15 protein-coding genes are annotated in these 14,383 nt (G+C 64.5%); 9 read left to right on the top strand and 6 right to left on the bottom strand.

What is annotated here, in order from left to right; translation table 11 throughout:
• Positions 1–28: 28 nt before the first annotated feature.
• Complete coding sequence (locus tag ACSU1G_RS30880) at positions 29–607, top strand: TetR/AcrR family transcriptional regulator (protein WP_439284869.1); 579 nt, start codon at positions 29–31, stop codon at positions 605–607.
• A gap of 35 nt (positions 608–642) precedes the next feature.
• Here ACSU1G_RS30880 and ACSU1G_RS30875 read toward each other — a convergent pair whose 3' ends face one another.
• From ACSU1G_RS30875 to ACSU1G_RS30860, 4 genes are all read right to left on the bottom strand, one after another.
• Positions 643–954 carry a DUF4229 domain-containing protein gene (locus ACSU1G_RS30875; protein WP_439284868.1) on the bottom strand — a complete coding sequence of 104 codons (312 nt, stop codon included), beginning with the start codon at positions 952–954 and terminating at the stop codon, positions 643–645.
• 253 nt (positions 955–1,207) lie between these two features.
• On the bottom strand, positions 1,208–1,762 hold the full coding sequence (locus ACSU1G_RS30870) for an NADPH-dependent FMN reductase (protein ID WP_439284866.1): 555 nt from the start codon (positions 1,760–1,762) through the stop codon (positions 1,208–1,210).
• A 167-nt stretch (positions 1,763–1,929) separates the two neighbouring features.
• Positions 1,930–3,105, bottom strand: coding sequence for an MFS transporter (locus tag ACSU1G_RS30865; protein ID WP_439284864.1), 1,176 nt, complete (start codon positions 3,103–3,105; stop codon positions 1,930–1,932).
• Positions 3,102–3,443, bottom strand: a complete 342-nt coding sequence (locus ACSU1G_RS30860) for an ArsR/SmtB family transcription factor (protein ID WP_439284862.1) — start codon at positions 3,441–3,443, stop codon at positions 3,102–3,104. The genes ACSU1G_RS30865 and ACSU1G_RS30860 overlap by 4 nt, the downstream gene beginning before the upstream one ends.
• A gap of 83 nt (positions 3,444–3,526) precedes the next feature.
• Here ACSU1G_RS30860 and ACSU1G_RS30855 point away from each other — a divergent pair, with 83 nt between their 5' ends.
• Positions 3,527–4,849, top strand: a complete 1,323-nt coding sequence (locus ACSU1G_RS30855; RefSeq protein WP_439284860.1) for an FAD-dependent oxidoreductase — start codon at positions 3,527–3,529, stop codon at positions 4,847–4,849.
• A gap of 16 nt (positions 4,850–4,865) precedes the next feature.
• Here the strand turns inward: ACSU1G_RS30855 and ACSU1G_RS30850 are convergent, their stop codons facing one another.
• Entirely contained in the window at positions 4,866–6,473 is a 1,608-nt protein-coding gene (locus tag ACSU1G_RS30850; RefSeq protein WP_439284858.1) for a peptide chain release factor 3, read from the bottom strand.
• A gap of 219 nt (positions 6,474–6,692) precedes the next feature.
• On the opposite strand from ACSU1G_RS30850, the gene trxB reads away from it, so the two are divergent.
• From trxB to ACSU1G_RS30830, 4 genes are read left to right on the top strand one after another with little or no spacing between them, the layout of a single operon-like run.
• Positions 6,693–7,673, top strand: a complete 981-nt coding sequence (trxB, locus tag ACSU1G_RS30845; protein ID WP_439284856.1) for a thioredoxin-disulfide reductase — start codon at positions 6,693–6,695, stop codon at positions 7,671–7,673.
• On the top strand, positions 7,670–8,767 hold the full coding sequence (gene arsB / locus ACSU1G_RS30840; protein WP_439284854.1) for an ACR3 family arsenite efflux transporter: 1,098 nt from the start codon (positions 7,670–7,672) through the stop codon (positions 8,765–8,767). The genes trxB and arsB overlap by 4 nt, the downstream gene beginning before the upstream one ends.
• Entirely contained in the window at positions 8,764–9,765 is a 1,002-nt protein-coding gene (locus ACSU1G_RS30835; RefSeq protein WP_439284852.1) for a metalloregulator ArsR/SmtB family transcription factor, read from the top strand. The genes arsB and ACSU1G_RS30835 overlap by 4 nt, the downstream gene beginning before the upstream one ends.
• A 33-nt stretch (positions 9,766–9,798) precedes the next feature.
• Positions 9,799–10,206, top strand: a complete 408-nt coding sequence (locus ACSU1G_RS30830; protein ID WP_439284850.1) for an arsenate reductase ArsC — start codon at positions 9,799–9,801, stop codon at positions 10,204–10,206.
• A 31-nt stretch (positions 10,207–10,237) separates the two neighbouring features.
• Here the strand turns inward: ACSU1G_RS30830 and ACSU1G_RS30825 are convergent, their stop codons facing one another.
• The gene (locus ACSU1G_RS30825; protein ID WP_439285088.1) at positions 10,238–10,591 is read right to left on the bottom strand and encodes a MerR family transcriptional regulator; all 354 of its coding nucleotides are present in this window, start codon (positions 10,589–10,591) and stop codon (positions 10,238–10,240) included.
• 87 nt (positions 10,592–10,678) lie between these two features.
• On the opposite strand from ACSU1G_RS30825, the gene ACSU1G_RS30820 reads away from it, so the two are divergent.
• From ACSU1G_RS30820 to ACSU1G_RS30810, 3 genes are read left to right on the top strand one after another with little or no spacing between them, the layout of a single operon-like run.
• Positions 10,679–12,205 carry a SulP family inorganic anion transporter gene (locus ACSU1G_RS30820; RefSeq protein WP_439284848.1) on the top strand — a complete coding sequence of 509 codons (1,527 nt, stop codon included), beginning with the start codon at positions 10,679–10,681 and terminating at the stop codon, positions 12,203–12,205.
• Positions 12,206–12,247: 42 nt separating this feature from the next.
• Positions 12,248–13,615, top strand: a complete 1,368-nt coding sequence (locus tag ACSU1G_RS30815; RefSeq protein ID WP_439284846.1) for a TrkH family potassium uptake protein — start codon at positions 12,248–12,250, stop codon at positions 13,613–13,615.
• A 41-nt stretch (positions 13,616–13,656) separates the two neighbouring features.
• Positions 13,657–14,352: a potassium channel family protein gene (locus ACSU1G_RS30810; RefSeq protein ID WP_439284844.1), complete on the top strand. Its 696-nt coding sequence runs from the start codon at positions 13,657–13,659 to the stop codon at positions 14,350–14,352.
• Positions 14,353–14,383 lie beyond the last annotated feature (31 nt).

Raw genomic sequence — 14,383 nt, 5'->3', positions numbered from 1 at the left:
GATTGTCTAGCAGCGCTAGAATTCGGTCATGTCGGTACAGAAACGCAAGGAGCGTGAACGGGCGGAGCGGGAGCGACTCATCGTGGCGACTGCCCGCGAACTCGCGGAGCAGCAGGGCTGGGATGCGGTCACCACGCGCCGGCTCGCCGAGCGCATCGAGTACAGCCAGCCCGTCCTCTACAGCCACTTTCGCGGCAAGCGGGAGATCATCGGCGCCGTAGCACTGGAGGGCGCCGCCGAGTTGGCCGCGGTGGTGCGGGCGGTGACCGCCGCCGCAGACGACCCGCATGCCCGGGTCGCTGCACTCGCTCGTGCGTACCTTGATTTCGCTGCACGCAACCCGGCGGTCTATGACGCCTTGTTCCAGCTCGACGGCGGCCTTGCGTACGCGCAGGAGGAAACGCCAGAACCGCTCAAGGATGCCTTCGCCGCGCTGCGGGAGAGCCTGGGTGAGGTCGCCGGGGATGGCGTGAACCGGGGGCTGTTCACCGAGGTATTCTGGGCTTCCCTGCACGGGCTGGCGACCTTGACCCGGGCGGGGCGGCTGGTGCCGGAGGATGCCGCGCAGAGGGTGGAGTTGCTGGTGGACCGACTCGCGGTGGTGTGACGCACCGCCACGGAGGCTACGCGGCGGCGCCGGGCTCAGCCTTGGTTTGTGGCGGTGTCCCCGGCGTTGTCGATCACCGCATCCTCAGCGTCAGCATCCCGCGCAGCCGCGTTGCGCTTGCCAGCCGCATCGCGCGCCTCGCTGCGCTCGTGCATCTTCGAGGATGCACCGGAAAGTGGCGTGCGCAGGAACAGGATCGAGATGCTCATGCCGATCAGTGCGGCAAAGATGGCCGTCAGCCACCAGAGCTCGCGCATGATCGGGAAGAAGAACCACATGATCGCCAGCGGCACGAGGAACGCGAGCAGTCGCAGCACGGAGTACACGAGAATGGGCGGCAACTTCATGCTTCCAGTCTAAGTCGCCCTGAAACAAGTAGTCATCGGGTGACACATAGGTAAATCTCAGGGGTCGGCCCTGGCCAGAAGTGGTCGCCGCCAGGTAACGTCGATGTCATCGCGACGATCCGGGTGGTCCCGGGCTCCAGTTCATACCTGAGGGCATTGCGGGTTCGACTCCCGCCGTCGCGTCTAAACAAGAAGCCCCGCTAGCCCTTGAAATATCAGGGCTAGCGGGGCTTTCTTGTCGTGCGAACCCGGCTTACGCGGTGACGGGCTCCGCAGCCACCAGGGACAATTCGTCGAGGATCGACTGCAGTGAGTCGGTGAGTTCGGCCGGAGCGGCGAGCTTACCGTCGGCGTCGAGCAGCGTCCACGGGGTCTGCACCTGCAGGTCCGCGGTGGTGCGCTCGAGGCCGAGGTTGCGCAGCACGAAGTCGAGCTGGCCGATCATCCGGCTCTCAGGATACGCGCCGTACGCGACGACACCGGCGAGCTTGCCCTGCCATTCGGCGAGCAGGTAGTCCACAGCGTTCTTCAGCACGCCCGGGTAGGAGCCGTTGTACTCGGGGCTGACGAACAGGAAGGCGTCTGCGGCGGCCACGCGCTCGGCCCATGCCAGCGTGTGCGGCAGTTCGTACTTGCCCATCATCGGAGGGTGCGCCTCGTCGAAGAAGGGCAGGTTGATCTCCTGCAGATCGGCGACGTCGACGGTGAGATCTCCGCGGCCGTTCGCCGTGCTGACAGCCCAATCGGCGACGGTGTGGCCGATGCGGGCTTGGCGGGTGCTGGCGACGATGATCATGAGGTTCGGCACTGGTGACTCCTGAGGGGATTTCGGGGAAGCAAACGAAGACGCCGCGTCCTCGCAGGACAGCGGCGTCGAGTACTACCAACGGATGCCGCGGCTCGCGTATTCCCTATGCGCCTGAATTGATTTCAACGCACTGCGACGACCAGGCCAGCTGCCCCAAGCATCCGGCCTCAGGAGAATCTCGCGAAGCCGAGTGCGATCGCGGCCAGCGCGACGGCGATCAGGGCCATGGCTGAATAGGAGCCTGTCGCGGCAGCTAAGAGCGGACCGAGGGCAGGACCAAAAGCGCCGATGAGCGTGATCGGGGCTGCGAAAACGCCGTTGATGGCGCCGTAGTTTCGGGTGCCCCAACGGTCTGCGACAGCGGAGCCTTGCACGAGCGTTTGTGCGCCTCGCACGGCTCCTGCGGCAATGCCGATGGTGATGAGTAGCCAAGGAGGACCGGGGACGAGTGCGAGCAGGGCGAGAGATGCGACGCTCAGTGCGGCGGTGGCGGCCAACGGTATCCAGGGTGCCGCGGTGTGCGGGATCGCGACGTAGAGCAATCGCCCGATGACCTGTCCGGCACCGAGCAGCCCGAGCGCCCAGGCGGCGAGCTCGTAGGTCATGCCCTTCTCCGTGAACAGCGGGATGAGTGCCAGCGTGACGCTGAAGAGGGCGGCCGCCAGCGTGAACATCGACAGTTCCAGCATCCAGAACTGCCGGGTGCGGATGACGGTGCTCACCGTGTGTGGTTGTGCAGCATCGTCGTCATGCGGAACCGACACCCAGGTGCGCTCGAGGCTGAACCAGTGCAGGGGTGCGGTGGTGACGAGCAGGAATCCGGCGAGGATCAGGAACATGGAGCGCCAGTCCGTGATGCTCAGCAGGCCGGCGACAACGGGCGCGAACACGGTGGACGCGAGTCCGCCGGCCAAAGTCAGGATCGTCATGGCGCCCCGTCGGCGCGCACGGTACCGACGGGCGATCACAGTGAATGCGGCCTGGTAGAGCACTGCCGCCTGGGCTGCGCCGGCGATCATCCACCCGACTGTGAAGATCAGCAGGTTTGGGGCGAGCGCGACGACGACGAGGCCCGCCGGGCCGATGATGCTTCCGATAGTCATGATGAGGCGTGGGCCCCGCTCATCGAGCCATCGTCCGACGAACATCCCGGCGACGGCAGAGACGATGAGGCCTGCCGAGAACGACAGGGTGACGAAGATGATCGACCAGCCGGTGTCGTCTGCGATCGCGGGGGAGGCGACAATAAGCGCGTAGAACAGGATGCCCCAGCTGATGACCTGTCCCACGGAGAGCGCGGCCAATCGTCCACCCTGACGGGGCGGGGCGTCGATCACGGTCATGCCGAGCGAAGTGCGTCGGCGGCCGCGTCGAGCGCGCCGTCGTTGAGTGCGAAGTACGCCCACTTGCCCCGTTGCTCCCGCGTGACCAGCCCGGCCTCGGTGAGCAGCTTCATGTGATGCGAGACGGTGCCCTGCGAAAGGCCGACCGGCTCGGTGAGGTCGCAGATGCACGCCTCGCCGCCAGTGCTGGCGGCAATGAGCGACAGCAGCCTGACGCGAGTGGGATCGCCGAGCGCCTTGAACACCCGCGCGATACGTTCCGCTTCCTCGGCAGTGAGCGAGGATGTGATGGGCGGCACGCAGCAGGAGGTCGCGTCGATCGTCGTTGGCAGGCTCACGGGAACATCCTGGCACGTATTGACAATCTTCGATAGATGATTGACGCTATTCGTATTGAAGTTTTTCAATTCGAGGAGAAACGATGTCCGAACTTCCTGTTGTCGTCATCGGTGCGGGCCCGCAGGGGCTGGCCGCAGCAGCGCACCTTGCCGAGCGAGGCATCGAGGTGGTCGTCGTTGAACGCGGAAGTGGGCCGGGGTCTGCGGTATCGGAGTGGGGTCACGTGCGCCTCTTCTCGGCATGGCCGGAGCTCACAGACGCGGCCGCGCGTCGCCTTCTCGAAACGACAGGCTGGAATGCGCCGACTTCCGGCTATCCGACGGGGGCAAAATGGGTGAGCGACTACCTCGCACCTCTAGCCGACGCGCTCGGTAAGCGAGTGGCGTACGCAACAACAGTGACCGGGGTTTCTCGTCAGGGCCGCGACAAGGTTGTCGATGGCGGGCGGAAGGATCAGCCCTTCGTCGTGCACACGGTGGATGAGGGTGGCAACGAATCCCGCATCATCGCACGGGCGGTTATCGATGCCAGCGGAACTTGGGGTTTGCCGAACCCAGCGGGCGCTGATGGCCTTCCGGCGATCGGGGAGGCTGCGGCTGCGGCTGTCATTTCCTACCGCATCCCTGACGACGTGTCTGAGTTCGCCGGTTCGCACGTCGCTGTCGTGGGCGCCGGTCACTCCGCCATCCATGCCGTGCTGCGGCTGAGCGAACTGGCGCGCCGTGCGCCCGGCACCCGCGTCACGTGGATGCTGCGCCGAGGGACAGCCGCGAACGTCTTCGGAGGGGGAATCGGGGATGGGCTCCCCGAACGCGCAGCTCTCGGATCGCGTGCGCGCAAGGTGATCGACGAGGGCCTCGTGGAGCTCGTGACCGGGTTCCGAGTGGCCGAACTTCAGCGAGATGGCGCGACGGTTACGGTCCTCTCCGAGGATGGGCGCGAGGTTGCCGGTGTCGCTCACGTCTTCGCTCTGACCGGGTTCCGGCCCGATACGGAGATACTGCGGGAGTTGCGCACCGATCTCGATCCTGTTCTGGATGCCGTCGCCGGTATTGCTTCGGAGATCGACCCGAACATCCATTCCTGCGGTTCCGTTTCGGCAACCGGTGCGCGTCAGCTCGCTCAGCCAGAGCACGGCTTCTTCATCGTCGGAGTGAAGAGCTACGGCCGCGCGCCGACCTTCCTCGCGTTGACCGGTTACGAGCAGGTGCGCAGTGTTACAGCCCACCTTGCCGGTGACCACGAAGCCGCCGCACGCAATGATCTCGTCCTCCCTGACACGGGAGTGTGCGGTGGTTCAGGTGACTTCGATGACAACGCCGGCAGTTGCTGCGCCGCACCATCCGTGCTGCAGATCGGTGCCCGTCCGGTCGCCGTCGGCCTGACCCTGCTCGCGGGGAGCTAGAAGCGTTCGAGCGACCCTATCCGCGGGTCCCTGAGGGACGATGCGTCGCGCGCTGTCCGGGCGCTTCGAGGTTCAGGTCGGGAAGCTCGCGCAGGAGGGCGCGAACCCGCCATTCATCGAGGAACAAGACCAGATGGTCGTCGTGGCGGGCGACCACCTCGCAGTCCCGGCGATCTTGCAACAGAGCAGCGGTCGCAGAGTCGGTGGGGCAGGCGACTGTATAAGGGAGGTCGGAAACCCGGATCTCGACGCCGAAGTCGCTGAGCATCCTTGAGGCGAGAACTTCGAACTGCATCTGCCCAACGGCACCGACCATCGGCGTCTGCGGTCCGCGTCGTTCAGATACAAGGAGCTGAACCACCCCTTCCTCTACCAGTTGCGTCAGCCCCTTGCGGAACTTCTTGACCGCGCTGGTGTCGGCGGGCGAAACGAGAGCAAACAGCTCAGGGGTGAATGTGGACATCCCGACGTACTCCACACGGTCGGTCGCGTAGAGAGTGTCACCGGGGTGAAGCATGGTGGCGTTGACGAGTCCGACGATGTCGCCCGGCCAAGCGGTGTCGACCGTTTCGCGCTCGCGGCCGAACATCTGCTGGGCGTACTTGGTGGCAAAGGTGCGACCGCTCTGCGCGTGAGAGGTGACCATCCCGCGCGTGAATTGTCCCGAGCAGATCCGCACGAACGCGACGCGGTCGCGGTGCGCGCGGTCCATGCTGGCCTGCACCTTGAAAACCTGGGCCGAGAAGCCACCATCGACCGGGTGAAGGTGACCTTCTGTGGACGTCCGTGGCGTTGCCGATGGCGCATGGTCATGGATGAACTGGAGAAGCTCGCCGACCCCGATGTGTCGCACTGCGGCACCGAAGAAGACTGGCATCCCTGAAAGCTCGAGAAAGCTCTGTCGGTCGTACTCGCCACCATCGAGGGCCACGAGGTCGGCCTCCTCGACCGCGGCATGCCATGCATCTCCGACATTGGCGGCATTGGCGGCATCGTGTTCGGAGAAACGGCGAACGAGAGGCACATGCGCGCCGCTGCCATCGCTGTCGAACACAAGAAGATCCCTCGAGGCGACATCCAGAAGTCCTCGGAAATAGCCGGCGTCGCCGACCGGCCAGTTCACCGGCATCGGCTGACGGCCGGTGAGCCTGGTGATCTCGTCGAGCAGCTCAAGCACGGCGCGGCCGGGGCGATCCCACTTGTTGATCATGACGATGACCGGTAGGTCACGCTGAGCGCAGACCTCGAAGAGGCGAATGGTCTGCGCTTCCATTCCCTTTGAGGCATCGATGAGCATGATGGCCGCATCGACGGCCGCAAGCACGCGATAGGTGTCCTCTGAGAAGTCCGCGTGGCCGGGTGTGTCCACCAGGTTAAACACGACGTCATCGACGGTGAACTGGACTGCCGCGGATGAGATCGAGATCCCGCGGTCCTTCTCGATCTCCATCCAATCGGAGACGGTGGAGGTTCGGGTTGACTTTCCGTGGACGGCACCTGCTTGGGTGACGGCACTGGCATGGAGTAGGAGCGACTCGGTCAGCGTTGACTTACCGGCGTCTGGGTGGGAGATCACGGCAATCGTTCGCCGTCTCCCCGCTTCCCTCTTAATTTGTGAACTCACGAAACCTCTAACTTGACCGTTATGAGAGATTCTACTCTGCGGTTCCCGCTCCCTCTGGGGCGCCCATGGCCGATACCATCACCCCGTGGAAACTGCGGTGGGCTTTCTGGAAACTGCAGCGGGATCGCTGCATCGGAATGATCTGCTCAGAAGGTGACGAGCAGGTGAACTCTCCTCAGCATGTTTGCACTCGGTATCGATGGATGTCAATATAGACACATGTCGATTCAAGAGGTTGAGCTGGTCATCATCGGTTCCGGTCCTGCCGGGTACACCGCTGCGGTCTACGCTGCACGCGCTGGGCTTGCGCCCGTTGTCCTCGCTGGTTCCGTTACTGCTGGTGGCGCGTTGATGACGACAACCGAGGTGGAGAACTTCCCCGGGTTCGTGGATGGTGTCCAGGGCCCTGAGTTGATGGAGTCGATGCGCGCGCAGGCCGAGCGCTTCGGCGCTCGCATTCAGCTCGACGACGCGGTTCGCGTCGATCTCGATGGCCCGGTCAAGGTCATCGAAACTGGAGCGGGGGAGACATTCCACGCGCGTGCGGTCATCCTCACCATGGGGTCCGCGTACCGACAGCTCGGCATCCCGGATGAGGAACGCCTGACCGGGCACGGGGTGTCATGGTGCGCGACGTGCGACGGGTTCTTCTTCCGTGAGCAGGAGATCGTTGTCGTCGGTGGCGGAGACTCCGCAATGGAGGAGGCGCTGTTCCTCACCCGCTTCGCGTCGAAGGTGACCATCGTGCACCGGCGTGAGGAGTTCCGGGCCTCGAAGATCATGGCCCAGCGCGTGCTTGACCACCCCAAGATCGAGGTCGCCTGGAACAGTGAGGTCGCCGGCCTCATTGGCGCCGAGAAGGTCGAAGCGATCACCCTCCGCGACACCGTCACCGGGACGGAACGCGAGTTGTCCACGACAGGCGTGTTCATCGCCGTCGGCCACGACCCGCGCTCCGAACTCGTCACTGGGCTCATCGACACGGATGCCGAGGGGTACGTCCTGGTCGAGCATCCCTCTACCCGCACAAACCTCGCGGGCGTATTCGCCGCCGGTGACCTGGTCGACCACACCTACCGGCAGGCGATCACCGCAGCCGGCACCGGATGCGCGGCGGCACAGGATGCTCAGCACTACTTGTCCGCTCTCGAAGAGAGCACCACCACCATTGAACTCGAAACCGAGGAAGTGTTCGCATGAGTGCCGTCACCGCTCCCGCACAGGCCTCGACATCGCGCCGCCTGTCCACCTTGGATCGCTGGCTGCCACTGTGGATCGGCCTCGCTATGGTCGTCGGCATCCTGCTCGGCCGATTCATCCCCGGCGTCTCTCCGCTGCTCGCGAGCCTCGAGGTCGGCGGCATCTCCGTCCCGATCGCGCTCGGCCTGCTGGTGATGATGTACCCGGTACTCGCGAAGGTCCGCTACGACAAGGTCGCTGCCGTCACCGGCGACAAGAAGTTGCTCGTGTCGTCGCTGGTGCTGAACTGGCTGATCGGCCCCGCGCTCATGTTCGCGCTGGCATGGATTTTCCTTCCCGACCTGCCCGAGTACCGCACCGGACTCATCATCGTGGGACTTGCCCGCTGCATCGCGATGGTCATCATCTGGAACGACCTCGCCTGCGGCGACCGAGAGGCTGCCGCTGTGCTCGTGGCGGTCAACTCTGTCTTCCAGGTCGTGGCGTTCTCGCTGCTGGGCTGGTTCTACCTCACCGTGCTCCCCGGATGGCTCGGCCTAGACACTCAGGGGCTGGACTTCTCCGTCGGGGCGATCGCCCTGAACGTGCTGATCTTCCTCGGCATCCCGCTGCTCGCTGGCTTCGCCTCTCGTTTCATCGGCGAACGCCGCAAGGGGCGCGAATGGTACGAGGAGAAGTTCCTGCCCAAGATCGGACCGTGGGCGCTCTACGGCCTGCTGTTCACCATCGTTCTTCTGTTCGCGCTGCAGGGGGAGCAGGTCACCTCCCGCCCTCTCGACGTGGCCAGGATCGCACTGCCGCTGCTCGTGTACTTCGCGGTGATGTGGTTCGTCGGACTCTTCGCCGGCAAAGCGCTCGGTCTCGGTTACGCGCGTTCATCGACGCTGGCGTTCACCGCGGCGGGGAACAACTTCGAGCTGGCCATCGCGGTCGCGATCGGCACGTTCGGGGCTGCATCAGGGCAGGCCCTCGCCGGAGTTGTCGGCCCGCTCATCGAGGTACCGGTGCTCGTCGGGCTCGTCTACGTCTCGCTCTGGGCGGCTCGCAGATGGTTCCACACCGACCCATATACCGGCGAGAGGATGCCGTCATGAACGTCACGCTGACCGACGACTCGTGTGCACCTGCCGCGACACATTCCGTGGTCTCACATGCCATCGGGCAGGATGCCGCGGCATCCGTCGCTTCGACTTTGAAGGCACTCTCCGACCCGCTGCGTCTCCGGATGCTGTCGGCCATCGCCTCCGACCCGCGCGGTGAGTCGTGCGTGTGCGATCTTGCCGAATTGGCGGACGTCTCGCAGCCGACCGTCTCCCACCACCTGAAGGTTCTCAAGGACGTAGAGGTGCTGACATCTGAGCGCCGCGGGACGTGGGTCTGGTACCGCATTAATCCTGAGCTGCGCCCGGCAGTTACGGCCCTTCTCGATTCGTTCGCACCGGTGGCCGTCGGCCCCACGCACCGCATCGAGTACGGCGGACTCGAAGACGTCGATGACGCCCTCACCCACCTCGCCGCGTCACTCAGCGACCTCTACCCAGCGCTGAGTCGCGACCTCGTGAAGGCTGTGGTTCGCGAGTCCTATACTTCCCTTGCCAAGGCTGCGCGCATGAAGACGCATCTGCTTTCGCTCACCGAGCATTTCGCTCGTCAGCGGCTGACAGACATCAGCCGCGATCGTGACACCGGGCTCCCGCAGGTTCTCTTCGTCTGCGTGGCAAACGCTGGTCGCTCCCAACTTGCCGCAGCGCTCGTCAACCAGCGCTCCGGAGGGCGCGTCATCGCCCGCTCTGCAGGCTCGACGCCGGCCACCGAGATTCACCCGAACGTGCAGCCCCTCCTCGCGGAGATCACCGGCCCGGATGATGAGCAGGAGCGATTCCCGAAGCCGCTCACAGACGACGCCGTCCGCGCGGCAGACGTCGTCATCACCATGGGATGCGGCGACGTCTGCCCAATCATCCCCGGCGTCCACTATGAGGACTGGGCCGTTGGTGACCCCGCGCTCGCCTCACTCGGTGGCGTCGCTGCCATCCGTGACGACATCGCGCACCGCGTAGACGTTCTCCTGACCTCTCTCACAAACCGCTGAACCTCTCTCACAAACCGCTGAATTGGAGCCACCATGACTGACACCACCACCAAGCCCTCCGTCCTCTTCGTGTGCGTCCACAACGCCGGCCGCTCCCAGATGGCCGCCGGATTTCTCCGCGACATCGCCGGAGACCGCATCGAAGTCCGCTCCGCCGGATCGATGCCTGCCGACCAGATCAACCCCATCGCGGTGGACGCGATGGCAGAGCTCGGCATCGACATCACCAGCGAGCAGCCCAAGATTCTGACGACCGAGGCGGTCCAGGCCTCCGATGTCGTGATCACGATGGGCTGCGGCGACGCCTGCCCGTTCTTCCCCGGCAAGCGCTACGAGGACTGGAAGCTCGACGACCCGGCCGGTCAGGGCATTGATTCGGTGCGCCCGATCCGCGACGACATTCGCGCGCGCATCGCACAGTTGGTGTCCGAACTCGTCTAGCGGTTCGGGCCTCCTCAGCGCGCAGAGCCGCTCAGAATCGGTGGAGTTGTGCGAGGAACTCATCCGCCATGCCGACCTGGGTGGCGAGTTTCTCGCGCCGGGCGGCTGCCTCCTCGCGGATGGTGGTGAGCCGATCCTGCAGGTGAGAGTCCTCCGGCGAGTCGGCCAGCGCGTCGACGGTATCGATCACCGTACGCATCTCCTCGAGCGTGTATCCGAGGGGCTTCATTCGCCTGACGATCATGAGTCGCGCGACATCCCGCTCGGTGTAGAGCCGAAACCCACCTTCTGTGCGCCCCGAAGGGGTGACCAGGTCGACGTCGTCGTAGTGCCGAAGCGTACGAAACGACAAGGAGGTCTGATCGGCGACCTCGCCGATTCGCATCGTTCTGTCGTGATCCACAAAACCGCCTTCATCGATTCGTCATCAAACCTAACGTTACGTTAGAGTCTGTTCGACCCAGGAGGCCACATGACTGCCGTCACTTCGACGCGCGACAGCTCGTCCCGGTATCGTATCGAACCCACTGTTCTGCAAGCGCTGCGCAGCCCTCGACTGCTCACCCGTGAGGTGCTCGCCGGACTCGTCGTTGCGCTCGCGCTGATTCCGGAGGCCATCGCCTTCTCCATCATCGCCGGAGTGGATCCCCGCGTCGGCCTGTTCTCGTCCTTCGTGATGGCGGTCGCGATCGCCTTCCTGGGCGGTCGCCCCGCGATGATCACCGCCGCAACCGGAGCCATCGCGCTGGTCATCGCACCTGTCGCGCGTGAGTACGGGATGGACTACTTCATTGCCACGGTCCTGCTGGGTGGCGTCATCCAGATAGTGTTCGCCGTGCTCGGTGTGGCGAAGCTGATGCGATTCATTCCCCGCTCGGTGATGGTCGGCTTCGTGAACGCCTTGGCTATCCTGATCTTTCTCGCACAACTGCCGCAGCTCTTCGACGTGCCATGGCTGGTCTACCCCCTCGTCGCGGTCGGCCTGCTCATCCTGTTCCTGATGCCCCGGATCACGAAGGTCGTCCCGGCCCCTCTCGTCACGATCGTCCTGCTGACGGCGGCCGTCGTCGTCTTCGGCTGGAGCGTGCCGAACGTCGGCGATCAGGGCGAGCTGCCACAGAGCCTTCCCGAGCTGTTCATACCGAACGTGCCGCTCACGTTCGAGACGCTCGGCATCATCGCACCATATGCCCTGGCTATGGCTGTCGTCGGCCTGCTCGAGTCATTGCTGACGGCCAAGCTCGTCGACGACATCACCGACACGCACTCCCGCAAGACCCGAGAGGCATGGGCACAGGGTGTGGCGAACATCCTCTCCGGAGCGTTCGGCGGAATGGGCGGTTGCGCCATGATCGGACAGACCATGATCAACGTGAAAGCGTCCGGTGCGCGCACCCGGATCTCCACGTTCCTCGCAGGCGTCTTCCTCCTCATCCTGGTCCTCGCCCTCGGCGACATCGTCGCGATCATCCCGATGGCCGCTCTCGTCGCCGTGATGATTCTCGTCTCCGCCGCCACGTTCGACTGGCACAGCATCCATCCGGCCACCCTCAGGCGGATGCCGAAGAGCGAAACCGCCGTCATGCTCATCACCGTCGTGGCCACTGTCTGGACCCACAACCTCGCCATCGGCGTCATTCTCGGCGTCATCACGGCCATGGTCATGTTCGCCAGGCGTGTGGCGCATTTCGTCACCGTGACACGCAAGGTCACCGCTGAGGAGCAGGTTCCGGCCATTGCCTATTACGAGGTGGACGGCGAGTTGTTCTTCGCCTCCAGCAACGATCTCACCACCCTATTCGAGTACACGCACGACCCCGAGCGCGTCGTCATCGACTTGAGTAGATCCCACATCTGGGATGCATCAACGGTTGCCGCGCTCGACGCGGTCATCACCAAGTACAACAACCGCGGCAAGTCCGTCGAGATTCGCGGGCTCAACGACACCGCCGCGGCGTTTCACCAGCGGTTGAGCGGAAACCTCGGCGCAGGGCACTGACGCGGCGCGAAAACCGCGCGCTGAGGAGTAGTGTGCTTCTTCGTGACTTCACACAGCACCACCGCACGTGGTCGGCTCACCAAGCGCCGTGCCATGGCGCCCGCGCAGGCGATCGTGTCGGGGTTCGGGGCGGCGATTCTGGTGGGCACGGCGCTGCTGATGCTGCCGCTCTCGTCCGCTGACGGCACCTGGACGGGGTTCGTCGAGGCACTGTTCACCTCGACATCCGCCGTGTGTGTCACCGGTTTGGTGGTCGTTGACACCGCCGTGTACTGGAGCCCCTTCGGCAAGATCGTAATCTTGGTGCTCATCCAGCTGGGCGGCCTCGGCATCATGCTCTTTGCCGCGCTGGTGGGACTCGTTCTCGCGCGCAAGTTCAGCGTGAAGTCCCGGGTGATCGCCGGCACAGAGACGAAGACCCCCGGCGCCGGCGACATGAAGAGGGTTGCCGCCGGCATCGTGATCACGACGCTCGTGATCGAGGCTGTGGTGGCGCTTCTGCTCTTCGCGAGATTCGCCACGGAGTACGGGTATGACGTCGGGCGCGCCGCATGGCATGCGGTGTTCCATGCCGTATCCGCCTTCAACAATGCCGGTTTCGCGCTCTACAGCGACAGCCTGATGGGCTTTGTCTCGGACCCCTGGATCTGCCTGCCGATCTGTGGTGCGATCATCCTGGGCGGCCTCGGGTTCCCGGTTCTGCGCCAGTTGCGCCGGGAGTTCCGGCGCCCGCTGCACTGGTCGATGAACACGCGAATCGTGTTGGCTGCGACAGCGGTGCTGCTGTTGGTCGGTACTGCATTCGTGCTTTTCATCGAGTGGGATAACCCGGGCACGCTGGGTGAGCTTCCCCTGGGAACGCGCCTCCTCGCGGGATTCGTCCACTCGGTCCAGTCGCGCACCGCCGGATTCAACTCCGTCGACGTCTCGCTGATGCATGACGAGACCTGGCTGGGCACCGATGTCTTGATGTTCATCGGGGGCGGCCCAGCCGGCACCGCCGGAGGAATCAAGCTCACAACCTTCGCGGTGCTGTTCTTCATCATGTGGACCGAACTGCGCGGAGGCACCGCGGTGAACATCTTCGGCAAGCGGCTGTCACGCGCTGTTCACCGCGAGGCGATCACCGTGGTGATCATCGCGCTCGGGGCGATCATGACGGCCGTCATCGCGATCCTCGCCATGACCGACCTCGATCTCGACCGGGTGCTGTTCGAGGTGGTGTCGGCCTTCGGAACCGTCGGCCTGTCGACGGGTATCACCGCGAGTCTGCCGCCGGCTGCGCACATCATTCTCGTCCTGCTCATGTTCCTCGGCCGTCTCGGACCACTCACCCTCGGGTCTGCCCTCGCGCTGAGAGAGCGACCGACGGCATACGAGCTACCGAAAGAACGCCCCGCCATCGGCTGACCGGACGCCGAGCATCCCTACAACTATTGAAAGGACACCCGATGGGAAAATTCCTCTCCTTCGGTCAGGACACGAAACGGATCGCCGAGGCCGACTCGGTCGCCGTCATCGGACTGGGCCGGTTCGGCACGGCTCTCGCTCTCGAGCTGATGGCTTCCGGAACCGAGGTGCTCGGCATCGACGAGGATGAGGGCATCGTGCAGTCGTTGAACGGCGAGCTCACCCAGGTCGTTCGCGCCGATTCGACCCGACTTGATGTCCTGGAGCAGCTCGCCGTCGGCGAGTTCGATCGGGTCGTCGTGGCCATCGGCAGCGACATCACGGCATCCATCCTTACCGCCTCATTGCTTTTGAAGCTCAAGGTTCCGGTGATCTGGGCGAAGGCTGTGGACGAGCGGCACGGTGCGGTGCTGGAACAGCTCGGGGTGCACAGGGTGATCTACCCCGATAAGGACATGGGGCGTCGCGTTGCGCACCTCGTGCGAGGAGCTGCGGCCGACTATCTGGAGATCGACAAGGGGTACGCGATCGTCAAGACAGTGGCTCCTCAGTATCTGCATGGAATCACGTTGGCGGATGGCGCGGTGCGCAGCGACCACGGAGTCACGATCGCCGCCTATCGCCCGGCGATTGGCGACTGGCGAAACGCGCAGGCCGATACTGTCCTCCACGAGGGCGACACGGTTCTCGTCGTCGGGCCGACGACGAGCGTGGAGAAGTTCGCGCAATTGCGTTGACGGGGAGGCGCGTGGCGCCGCGTTGACTACT

Source organism: Microbacterium sp. A93, assembly GCF_051842835.1.
Note: the sequence above shows the minus strand (reverse complement) of the source record. Positions and strands in the feature narration are given on the sequence as shown.